Below are 12425 nucleotides of genomic sequence, written 5' to 3'. Positions count from 1 at the left end.
AATTACTTAGGTTCAACTTGTTGCATTTCGTAAACTTCGAATTCGTCGCCGACTTTAATATCGTTGTAGTCCTTGATTGTTAAACCACAATCGTTTCCTTGCTTAACTTCCTTGGCGTCATCTTTGTAACGCTTAAGTGAAGCAATTTCACCATCATACTTAACAATGCCATCACGAATAACTCTAATCTTTGAATCATTCTTGACAACACCCTTATCAACGAAGGAACCAGCAATTGTACCAACTTTAGAAACTTTCCAAGTTTCACGAACAGTAAGGTTACCAATGACCTTTTCTTCGTAAGTTGGTTCAAGCATACCCTTCATAGCGGCAGTTACGTCATCAATTGCCTTGTAAATTACACTGTACAAGCGAATGTCAACGCCATCAGTATCAGCTTGTGATTTTGCCGTTGGAGTTGAACGAACGTTGAAACCAATGATAAAGGCATTTGAAGCACTGGCTAAAGTTACATCAGATTCATTAATGGCTCCTACGCCTGAGTGAATGACATTTACTCTTACGCCTTCAACGTTAATCTTTTCAAAGGATTGTTGCAATGCTTCTACTGAACCTTGAGCATCGGCCTTAAGAACGATGTCAACTTCCTTCATGTTCTCCTTCTTCATCGTATCGAAGAGGTTGTCAAGAGTAACGTGAGTAACATTTTCCCGTTGCTTTTGCAAAGCTTGTTGAGCTCTTTCTTCACCAACTTGACGAGCAGTCTTTTCATCATCGAAGACAACCATCTTATCAGCGGATTCAGGTACATCGTTCAAGCCAGTAATTTCAACAGGCATAGATGGAGTTGCCTTCTTAACTTGGCGACCACGATCATTAGTCATTGTTCTTACACGACCAAAGGTGTTACCAACAACGATTGGATCACCAACATGAAGCGTACCTTCTTGAACAAGAATGTCGGCAACTGGACCGCGTCCACGGTCCAAACGAGCTTCAATAACAGTCCCGATTGCCTTTTGCTTTGGATCAGCCTTAAGTTCCATCACATCTGATTGAAGCAAAATCATTTGAAGCAAGTCATCAACGTTTTGACCAGTCTTAGCTGAAATATCAACGAAGATTGTGTCACCACCGTAATCTTCTGGAATTAAACCATACTTCATCAATTGTTCAGTTACGTGTTGTGGGTTGGCACCTGGAACATCCATCTTGTTAATAGCAACAATAATTGGAACATTGGCACTCTTAGCGTGGTCGATCGCTTCAATGGTCTGTGGCATTACCCCGTCATCGGCAGCAACAACCAAAACAACGATATCAGTAATTTCAGCACCACGTGCACGCATGTTAGAGAAGGCTGCGTGTCCTGGAGTATCCAAGAAAGTGATTAAACGGTCATCAAGACGAACTTGATAAGCACCGATCTTCTGAGTAATACCACCAGCTTCGTGAGCAGAAACATGAGTATGACGCAAACGGTCAAGCAAAGTAGTTTTACCATGGTCAACGTGACCCATGATAGTAATTACTGGTGGACGCTTAACTAAGTTCTTTGACTTCTTAGTTGCTTCCATTTGCTTATCGTAAAGCTTGTCAATATCAGAAATATCTTCATGAACTTTTTCTTTGGCATCAATATTGTATTCTGCAGCCAAAAGCTCAATCGTATCCTTATCCAAGGATTGGTTCTGGTTGGCCATAATACCAAGCATGAACAATTTCTTAACGATTTCAGCTGGTTCACGGTGGAGAAGCTTACCTAAGTCTTGCGCATTCATGCCTTCATCGTAAACAAGTACTTCTGGTAATGGCTTTTCCTTACGCTTAGTAGGTACCTTCTTTTGTTCTACATGTTGACGCTTCTTATTCTTGCGATGTTTTCTTTCTTGACGGTCAGAGTGATCGCTGTAATTATTGAAGAATTGATTCTTGCCTTTATGACCAGGCTTACCCATGTTACGGCCATGACCATTATCATTTCTGTGTTCTTCATTTGAAGTTTCAGTCAATGCAACTTTTGGCATTGGCTTGCTTCTTCTTTCAGAAGCATTTTCTCTGTTTTCGGAAGAATTATTCTTCTTAAAGCGAGCTGGAGATGGCTTCAAAATCTTTGGACCAATGGTTTTTGGTTCAGCTTTTTGCTTATTTTGAGTCTTCTTTTCTTGCTTTTCTGACTTTGGAGTTTCTTTCTTATTTTGTTCTTTCTTAGGATTATTCAATTGTTCGTGATATTCTTTTTTAGTTTTTTGGATTTCTTTATTTAAGCTGCTTTCTTCGGCACGTTGCTTCTGCTTAAATTGCTTCAGCAAGTCACGAGCTACAGCCTTTGGACGTGCAGTTTGCTTTTGAGCATTTTCAGCATGTTGCTCATTATTGCGGCGACGATTATTATTCTTGTTATTATGATTGCGCCGATTATTGTGTCTATTGTTGTCCGCATTATGCTTACCTTCAGACTTCTTTTCGTTCTTACGAATTGAAGATACTGAAATTTTAATCTTGTTGCTCTTCTTCGTTTGTTTTTCTGCTTTCTTAGCTGGAGCGGAGTTTTGGAAACTACCCTTTAATTGCTTAACTTGTGCATCCTCTAGCGATGACATATGGTTTGTAACATCAAAGCCAAGTTCCTTTGCTTTTTGGACCACAACTTTGCTATCGATGTCTAATTCTTTTGCGACTTCGTAAATTCTTTTTTTAGCCATCCAATCACACTCCTTCATTAATCTGTTTAGTCAGTGCTTTATAAAAACCAGCATCGGTTAGGCCAAGAACTTTTCTCTTCTTGCCAATTGCATGCTCTAATTCTGCCGCAGAAAATAAGTCGATTATTTTCACATTGGCTTTTTTAGCTGCACGCGTAACCTTTTCAACTGAATTTTCATGCAAATCACTAGCTAAAACTATTACGTTGATTTTATTCTTTCGTAAATCAGCAATTACGGTTTCAGTTCCCGAAACTATTTTTCCGGCACGCATTGCTAATCCTAAAAGATTTAAAGCTTTTTCTTTATTTTGCAAAATTATTTATCACCAAATAATTCTTTTCTTGCCTTTTGGTGGTCAACATAAGAATAAAGCTCATCGTAGAATTCAGCTGGTACCTTTGTACCAAGACTGCGTTCTAGAACGCCCTTTTCTTTAGCTGCTTCAATTTTTTCTGGATCAAGTGAAACATATGCACCACGACCTGGCTTTTTACCAGTTGGATCGACAGAAATATTCTTTTCTTTATCAATAACAACGCGGACTAATTCCTTTTTAGGCTGCATTGTGTTTGTCAGCAGATCCTTCCGCATTGGAATTTTTCTTTTTTTCAAAAAAATCACCAATCCTTATTCTTTAGTATCGTATGTGTCGTCAGCAGCATCTTCTGCTTCATCACTTATTGCTTCTTCAGCAGAATCTGAACTTGCTTCTTCATTCTTAGCTGCAGTATTATTGGCATTATCGTTATCGTTTGTATCAGAATTTTCATCTTTGTCTTCGTCAACAAATTCAACTTCTGATTCAGGACGAATATTGATCTTGTAGCCAGTTAAGCGTGCTGCTAAACGAACGCTTTGGCCCTTCTTACCGATTGCCAATGACAATTGATAGTCAGGAACAATAACCAAAGCACTCTTTTCTTCATCATCATCACCAAATTGAACCGCAATAACTTCTGCTGGACTCAAGGCATTAGCAATGTAATCTGATGGATCATCTTCATACCTAACAATGTCGATGTTTTCACCGCCAAGTTCGTTAACAACGTTTTGAACACGGGCACCACGTTGACCAACACAAGTACCAACGGGATCAATGTTAGGATCACTTGATTTAACAGCAATCTTAGTTCTGTCTCCAGCTTCACGCGCAATTGAAACAATTTCAACAGTTCCATCATAAATTTCTGGAACTTCTTGTTCAAATAAACGCTTTACCAGGTCAGGAGCAGTTCTTGAAACAACGATTTGAGCGCCTTTAGAATCAGAACCTACACGAGTTACAAGCACTCTAATCTTGTCTTGTGGGTTGTAGGTTTCATTAGGCATTTGATCACTACGAGGCATAACTGCTTCAACATTGCCAATTTTGACATAAACAAAACGGTTGTCACGTCTTTCAACAGTACCAGTGATCAATTCATCTTCATATTGAGAATATTCGTCAACAATATGATTTCTTTCAGCCTCGCGAAGTCTTTGCATGATAACTTGCTTAGCGGTTTGAGCAGCAATTCTGCCAAAGTTCTTAGGCGTTACTTCAAAGCGAATTTCATCACCGACTTCATAGGCACGGTTGATAGCTAATGCATCTGATAAAGATACTTCAAGTCGATCATCTTGAAGTTGATCATCATCGACAACAGTTTTAACTGCCATAACTTTGAAGTTGCCCTTTCTTTCGTCAAAATCAACTTCAACGTTTTGTGCTTGATTGTAATTCTTTTTATATGCAGCTACCAAAGCGGCCTTAATAGCATCAACAATAACTTCTTGCTTGATACCTTTCTTTTCTTCAAGTGTGGCAAACGCTTCTAGCATTTCTTTAGACATAAGTTTTAATCAGCCTTTCTAGAATTCAATTGCAAAACGGATATTTGCAATCAACTTACGGGGAATATTTAAAGTTTTTCTTCTGGTTTTAATTTTAATTTCCAGCTCGATTTCCTCATCACTGTAGGATTTGAGCGTACCTTCGTAAATCTTCTTTCCGTCAATCTTTTGGTAAAGACCAACGTGAACATATTCACCCCTTGCTTTAGTCCAGTCTTTCGCAGACTTGATTGGACGTTCAGCGCCAGGTGAGGACAGTTCCAAAACATAAGGATCAGGAAGCGGATCTGGATCCAAGCTGTCAAGCTTTTCAGAAACCAGTTCACTTAGATAAGCAATTTCGTTGATATCGATGCCACCTAGCTGATCTTTATCAACATAAATTCTGAGGTAATTCTGACCCTTTTCTTTCACATATTCAATATCAACGAACTCATCACCACGTTGATCAATGATAGGTTCAATTTCTGAGCGAATAAGATCTGTAATCTTAGACAAAAACTATCCTCCGTAATAAAAAGAGTGAGCATTACTGCTCACTCGAATTTACATATCCGAACTTCAATTAGAAGTATACCATATTTAGCGACTTTTTTCAAAATGAAAAGATATTAGAACAAGGACAATTGGTTCTGATCTGGCATCCCTTCCAAAACGCCATTGTCTTCAAAGTAATCCATAATCGTCTGAGAAACCTTGCCTCGTTTAGCTAAATCTTCTTTTGATAAGAATTTTTGTTCAGCACGAGCTGCTACGATTTGCTTAGCTGCGTTATCCCCTAAGCCAGGTACCGCGTTGAATGGTGCCAAAATAGTATGCTTGTCAAGAATCTTGAAGTTCATGGCCTCTGATTTATCAACGTCAACCATCTTAATCTTTATTCCGCGTTCCAAACATTCATTAGCAATTTCGAGAACAGTTAACAGACTCTTATCTTTTGCAGAAGCATCCATTCCCTTATCTTGAATTGTCTTCATTGCGGCTTTAACCGTATTTTTGCCATGACTCATTGCTACTAAGTCAAATAGGTCTGCTCTAACTGAGAAGTAGGCCGTGTAGTAAATTTCTGGATAGTAAACCTTAAACCAGGCAATCCGCAAGGCCATTAAAACATAAGCAGTTGCGTGCGCCTTTGGGAACATGTACTTGATCTTTAAACAAGAAGGAATGTACCAGTCAGGAATATTCTTGTTTTTCTTAAGAACAGCCATATTCTCATCGCTAATTCCTTTACCGTGACGAACAGACTCCATAGTTGAAAAGGCTACTTCTGGTTTTACACCCCAGTGAATCAAGTCCATCATAATGTTGTCACGACAACCAATAACATCTTTCAGCTTGCAAGTGCCATTGTTAATCAAATCTTCGGCATTGCCTAGCCATACGTCAGTCCCGTGAGACAAACCTGAAATCTGCAACAATTCCGCAAAAGTAGTTGGCTTGGTTTCTTCAAGCATTCCTCTTACAAATCGTGTCCCGAATTCCGGAATACCTAAAGTACCGGTTTGCGATTGGATCTGTTCTGGAGTAACACCCAAAATCTTAGGACTAGAGAACAATGACATAACCCCAGGATCATCTGGCGGAATAGTCAATGGATCAATTCCGGACAAATCCTGCAGCATTCTGATCATGGTTGGGTCATCGTGGCCCAGAATATCGAATTTCAAAATATTATCGTGAATTGAGTGGAAGTCGAAGTGGGTTGTCAGCCAAGCTGCATTTACATCATCAGCCGGATACTGCACTGGCGTGAAGTCATAAATATCCATGTTATTTGGAACAACAACGATTCCGGCTGGGTGCTGACCTGTTGTCCGCTTAACTCCAGAAACGCCAGTTGCCAGACGATCAAGTTCAGCATTTCTCAGCTTCAAATCGCGTTCTTCGTCAAAGTGCTTGGCGTAGCCGTATGCAGTTTTATCAGCAACCGTAGCGATCGTTCCAGCTCTGTAAGAATTGTCAGGGCCAAACATTACTCGAATAAAGTTATGGGCAACTGGTTGATAGTCACCAGAGAAGTTTAAATCGATATCTGGTACTTTATCACCGTGGAAGCCTAAGAATGTGGCAAATGGAATATCTTGTCCGTCCTTAACAAGTGGAGTACCACACTTAGGACAATTTTTATCCGGCAAGTCAAAACCAGAACCATATTCCCCATTAGTATAGAAGTGTGAATACTTGCATTTTGGACAGCGATAGTGCGGAGCCAAAGGATTAACTTCCGTAATTCCTGACATTGTCGCAACCAGACTTGAACCAACGGAACCACGGGAACCTACCAAGTATCCATCCTTATTTGATTTGGCTACCAAACGCTGTGAAATTAAGTAAATAACCGCGTATCCGTTTGAAATAATGGAATTAAGTTCCAGATCGATTCGGTCCTTAACAATTTTTGGCAGCGGTTTGCCATAAAGCTCATAAGCCTTATTGTAGGTCAAATCCTTCATTTCCTGGTCGGCATTATCAATATGAGGTGGATACAGGCCATCCTTGATTGGCGCAATTTCTTCTAATTCATCTGCAATCTTGTTGGTGTTGTCAATAACAATTTCTTTAGCCGCATCTTCACCCAAAAACGCAAAGGCATCTAGCATTTCCTGCGTCGAGTAAAAATGCAAATCAGGCTGCGGTTTATTACGGTTTGGATTGCTTCGCTGCGCTGAAATTAAAATGGTTCGATAGATTTTTTCATGCGGATCAACATAATGGGCATCACTATCCGCAACAACCGGTTTCTTTAGTTCCTTGCCCAACTTATAAATATTAGTCAGAATTTCTTCTAATTCGTCTTTGTCTTTAATTAAACCGTCAGCAATCAATTGCGAATAAGTTGCCGGTGGCTGCAATTCAAGATAATCATAGAACTTGGCCTTTTCACGAGCGGTATCATAGCCCTTTTGCATCATCGCAATAAAGACATCGCCGCGCCAGCAGCCTGAACCATATAGCAGACCCTCATGGTATTTGCGCAAAGCAGATTTAGGCGTCCGAGGCTCACGGTAAAAGTCCTTCGTGTTGGCAATTGAAACCAGTTTATACATATTCTTCAATCCAGCTTGATTCTTTGCCAAAATTGTCATATGCATAGGCCGAGCACGCTTGAAGGTTTCACCATGCTTGGCAAAATCATTCAGCTTGCCTAAATTATCTTCACCGAATTTTTTCTTGAAAGCATCGAGCAACTTGTACATTAAATAGCCCGTAGCTTCGGCATCTTGGTTGGCACGGTGGTGGTGTTCCAAAACGACATCATACTTTTTAACCAATGAATCCAATGTATGCCGCGTTTGTTCTGGGTGTAAAAGACGGGAAACTTCAAGAGTATCAACTACTGGTTGCTTGATTTCTTCAAGACCGGCTCTTCTTAAGGCAGCATTAACAAAGCCTACGTCAAATTGAACATTATGCCCACAAAGCGGCATATCGCCATAAAAGTCCTTAAACTGCCTAATAACTACATCTTCATCATCAGCTGCACCGACCATTTCATCAGTGATTGATGTTAAATTAATGGTTTGATCACTTAAAGGATGGTGGGGATTGATAAATTTATCAAAACGCTCGAGCACTTTGCCATTCTTCATTTTAACGGCACCGATTTCGATGATTGTATCGTAAACAGAAGAAAGGCCTGTAGTTTCGACATCGAAGATGACAAATTCACGATCTTCGTAAGTCATATCGGCAGGATTTAATACAAGAAGCGCATGGTCATCGATCATATTCGCTTCGACACCATACAAAATCTTGATTTTTTCACTAGCACCAGTGTGATAAGCTTCTGGGAAGGATTGTACGTCACCATGATCAGTGATAGCGATCGCCTTTTGCCCAAACTTCTTAGCCGTTTTAATAAAATCAGTTGGCGTGCTGGTTGCGTCCAGTTGGCTCATATTCGTATGCAAGTGTAATTCAACCCGCTTTTGATCGCCCTCGTATTTTTCAGTACGACCAACGTGTTCAACAGTCTCAAAATTGTAGATATTGAAAACAACATCGTGTTCCCACTGATCATCTGCAGCTGAGCCCTGCATCTTTGCCCAGGTTCCTGGTTTAATTGCTGATAAGCTTTCAATCTCTTCCTTTTGAGAAGCAAACTTCTTAAACATGATTGAATCAGTATAATCGGTAATTTCACCAGTAAAGACAACTGAACCTGACTTTAATTCACGGGCCTCAACATTGAAAATTTTACCTTCGATAACAACATTTCTTGTACCATCTTCAACTTCTTTGATTTGGGTGATTTCAGCATCTGCAACAATCTTTTTATTGCCGTAGCTTCTACGCTTAGTCGCGTATTGTTTTGGTTGAGGCTTAGGCTTTTCAGGAGTTTCATCATATTGCTTCTGCATGCTCTTTTCATGCTCTTGTTGCAATTCTTGCAAGCTTTGCAAGTTGTTCTCTGAGTTCTTTTCATCAACCTCGGTTACAAACTTCAAGTTGAAAAAGCCATAATTTCTAAATTCTTCGGCTAAATCATCCAGAGCCTGCTGCTCAATTAAGGCGTCGATCACTTTATTATCAAGCGGAATAATCCAGCGACCATCAGCCTTTCTTGGCTTTTGAGAAGCTAAAAATTCACGCGCAACTTGCTTGAGCACATTTGAATTATGAACCGCATAATGCCAGTAGTCGGGCAAATATTGGTCAGAACCATCTTCAGTTCTAACAAATAATCTTACATTTACAAAATCCTTAAAGCTTGCCGTAACAGCTTTATTTAAGGCATCATATGTTTCAAACTTTAATGGCGTATCAAAAAGAACGTGGATATCCCACTTATGTTCTTTAGCGTATACATCCACGTTCTCAATCTTTCCCTTTTGCAGAAGATCATTGTCTTCAAACTTATCAGGAAATTTGATTTGTTTTAAAAGTTTTAAGAATAAATCGTTTTTATCAGCCACGAAAAATTATCCTAACTCTTTAGTTAAATAGTCATTTAATTGATCTACTGAAATTTCAGTAGCTTTGTCATCGTTTGGACGTTTTACTTCAACGATACCATCAGCAGCCTTACGACCAATTGTGACTCTCACTGGGGCACCAACTAAATCAGCATCGTTAAATTTAACGCCTGGACGTTCCTTACGATCGTCATACAACACATCATACTTAGCTGAAAGTTCTTTTTCAAGTTTTTCAGCTAATTGAGTTTGCTCATAATTATTCATCTTCATTTGAATCAAGTGAATGCTGAATGGAGCAATTTCCTTAGGCCATGCAATACCACCATGGTTAGTTAAGTGTTGTTCAACTACAGCTGAAAGCATTCTAGTTACACCGATTCCGTATGAACCCATGATAACTGGCTTGGCTTTACCATTATTGTCTAAGAAATCTGCACCCATAGTTTTAGTGTAGTAAGTACCCAACTTGAAAATATGTCCTACTTCAATTGAAGTAGTGAACTTAAGTGGTTCATGATCAACTGGATCTGGTTCGCCTTCATTTGCAGTTCTAATGTCAGCAAATTCATCAACCTTAAAGTCGCGATCCAAGTTTGCATTTTCAAATTGATAATCAGTTTCGCCAGCACCAACAACAACGTTGTACAAGTTCTTAACTGTATCATCTGCAACGATCTTGTCAGCCCAATCTGCATTGACCGGTCCAACGCCACCCTTTTCACTACCAGTAATTTCTTTCAACTCACTGGCAGTAGCTTCGCGCATTTCGTCAGCATCAAGCAAATGTCTCAATTTTACTTCATTGATTTGCTTATCGCCACGAATCAAGACTAAAACTTTTTGATCATCTGCGATATAAAGGATGCCTTTAACGATTCTAGTCTTTGGCACATCAAGAAACTTAGCAAGCTTTTCAATTGTGTCGCATCCTGGAGTTGAAACCTTGGTTAATTCTTTTGCATCTTCAGGATCTTGCTTGAAAGTATCAATACTCTTAGCCATTTCAAGGTTAGCAGCATACGTACCACTTTCATTAGTAGCAATCGTATCTTCACCAATAGCAGCTGGAGCTTGGAATTCAGTTGAGTTCTTACCACCCATTGTTCCTGAATCAGCAATTACGGGGTGAACAGTTACACCACAACGACGATAGACATTTTCGAATGCTCTCTTTTCGTCGTCAAATTGCTCATCAAGTTGTTCACGAGTTGCAGCAAAACTGTATGCATCAAGCATCACAAATTCTCTACCACGAAGAAGGCCAAAACGAGGACGGTTTTCATCACGGAACTTAGTTTGAATTTGGTAAAGAGCAATTGGCATTTGCTTGTAACTCTTTAAATTCTTAGCAATAATTTCAGTGAAAGTTTCTTCATGAGTTGGTCCCAGCAAACTTTCACGGCCGTGACGGTCCTTAAGCTTAAACATTTCCGCACCGTATTTCTTATAACGACCAGATTCTTGCCATAAAGTTGCTGGCAAAAAGTGAGGCATCATCATTTCAGGCACATTAATCTTTTCCATTTCGTCTTCCATAATATTTTCTGCTTTACGCAAAACACGGAAGCCTAATGGCAAGTATGAATATACACCGGCTGTAACCTGACGAATATATCCACCTCTAAGCATTAACTTGTGACTTTCAGCTACAGCATCTGCTGGAGCTTCCTTCAAAGTTGGCATGAAGAATTTTGATTGACGCATTCTTATCTCCTAAGTAAATTCTAAATTTTCAATTATTTTATGAAGTAACGGTAAATATCATTACCAGTTACTGCAATGATCAGTAGTAACAATAAACCAAAACCAATTAATTCGACAACAGCTTCATGTTCTTCTGAAATTGACTTGCCACGAACTAATTCAATTAAGTTAAGCAAAACTTTTCCACCATCAAGACCAGGAATTGGAATTAAGTTAACGATCCCCAAGTTAATTGAGATCATTCCTAAAAAGGCCAAAACGTAAGTAAAGCCCATTTGTGAAACTTGTGAAGTCTCAGAATAAATTCCTACAGGACCAGATAATTTATTCAAACTGAAGTGTTGGAAGAGGTTGCCAACGGCTTGAAAGATTAGTCCGGTTGTTGATATTGCAGTATTCCAACCCCGTGCTAATTTAGCAGTAAAGCTTTCATCGCTTTTTGCTTCAATTCCGATCTGATAAACCTTTTGTTTTTGGACGGTTTTTGTTTCTGGTTTAACTTTTACCGTTTCTACTTTACCATTTCTTTCTATTTTAATGGCTAAAGTTTGACCCTTGCTTTCGCTAATCGCTTGAGATACATCAGCAAAGCTGTTCATCTTTTGACTATTAATAGCAAGAATCTTATCACCAGCTTGAATTTTTGCAATGCGAGCTGGTGAATTAGCAGTTGTTTTTGCTACCGTCGTAGTTGCTGGTCCTGGAATTGTAAAAGTCCAAATTAAAAATACAACAAAGCCAAGTAAAATATTCATCAAAGGACCAGCAATATTAGTAGCTAATTTTTGCCAAACATTAGCTTGCCCAAATTGCGTATCGCGCGGTGCGATTACCAATTCAGTCTTATTTTTGTCAATAATAGTAGCATCATGATTAACATGATAAGTTACTGTCTTATCTTCGTCACCATTTTCGTAACCACTGATTTCGAGCGCATCAACTAAATCAGCTTTAGTTACTTGAACTGGGATCCCTTCAATTGGCAGTTCCGATTCTGAGGCATCAATCCTAACAACTTCATTTTGATCATTCAGTTTCAGAACAACAGTCATACCTGGATCAAGTTTGCTTTCGTCATCAGAATTTGCCAAGCGTACATAACCGCCAAGAGGCAACCAACGTATAGTATATGTAGTTGGATTTCTTCTTATTTGAAAGAGTTTTGGTCCCATTCCGATTGAAAATTCTCTAACCAGAATTCCGCTCTTCTTGGCAACGATAAAATGCCCGAATTCATGAACGAATACGAGCAAACCAAAGACTACTATAAAGATTAGTATACCTTTCAATAGCTATC

General features: G+C 39.3%; 8 protein-coding genes. All 8 read right to left on the bottom strand.

Annotation, left to right across the window (positions count from 1 at the left end):
- Positions 1–2: 2 nt before the first annotated feature.
- On the bottom strand, positions 3–2666 hold the full coding sequence (gene infB / locus D0Z64_RS03000) for a translation initiation factor IF-2 (RefSeq protein WP_080881325.1): 2664 nt from the start codon (positions 2664–2666) through the stop codon (positions 3–5).
- Positions 2667–2670: 4 nt separating this feature from the next.
- Positions 2671–2982 carry a L7Ae/L30e/S12e/Gadd45 family ribosomal protein gene (locus tag D0Z64_RS02995; protein WP_006352563.1) on the bottom strand — a complete coding sequence of 104 codons (312 nt, stop codon included), beginning with the start codon at positions 2980–2982 and terminating at the stop codon, positions 2671–2673.
- A gap of 2 nt (positions 2983–2984) precedes the next feature.
- The gene (rnpM, locus tag D0Z64_RS02990) at positions 2985–3281 is read right to left on the bottom strand and encodes an RNase P modulator RnpM (protein WP_127345579.1); all 297 of its coding nucleotides are present in this window, start codon (positions 3279–3281) and stop codon (positions 2985–2987) included.
- A gap of 15 nt (positions 3282–3296) precedes the next feature.
- On the bottom strand, positions 3297–4502 hold the full coding sequence (nusA, locus tag D0Z64_RS02985) for a transcription termination factor NusA (RefSeq protein WP_080881324.1): 1206 nt from the start codon (positions 4500–4502) through the stop codon (positions 3297–3299).
- Between the two features lie 18 nt (positions 4503–4520).
- Complete coding sequence (rimP, locus tag D0Z64_RS02980) at positions 4521–5000, bottom strand: ribosome maturation factor RimP (RefSeq protein WP_080881323.1); 480 nt, start codon at positions 4998–5000, stop codon at positions 4521–4523.
- Positions 5001–5113: 113 nt separating this feature from the next.
- Positions 5114–9421, bottom strand: a complete 4308-nt coding sequence (locus D0Z64_RS02975) for a PolC-type DNA polymerase III (RefSeq protein WP_127345578.1) — start codon at positions 9419–9421, stop codon at positions 5114–5116.
- A gap of 6 nt (positions 9422–9427) precedes the next feature.
- Positions 9428–11128 (bottom strand): proline--tRNA ligase, encoded by a 1701-nt coding sequence (locus D0Z64_RS02970; RefSeq protein WP_080881322.1) that lies wholly within the window; start codon positions 11126–11128, stop codon positions 9428–9430.
- Positions 11129–11160: 32 nt separating this feature from the next.
- Entirely contained in the window at positions 11161–12417 is a 1257-nt protein-coding gene (gene rseP / locus D0Z64_RS02965; RefSeq protein WP_080881321.1) for an RIP metalloprotease RseP, read from the bottom strand.
- Between the last annotated feature and the right edge of the window lie 8 nt (positions 12418–12425).

The sequence above is a fragment of the Lactobacillus amylolyticus genome (genome assembly GCF_003999355.1).
GTDB classification, from domain to species: Bacteria; Bacillota; Bacilli; order Lactobacillales; family Lactobacillaceae; genus Lactobacillus; species Lactobacillus amylolyticus.
This window is presented reverse-complemented; position numbering and strand designations above follow the sequence as displayed.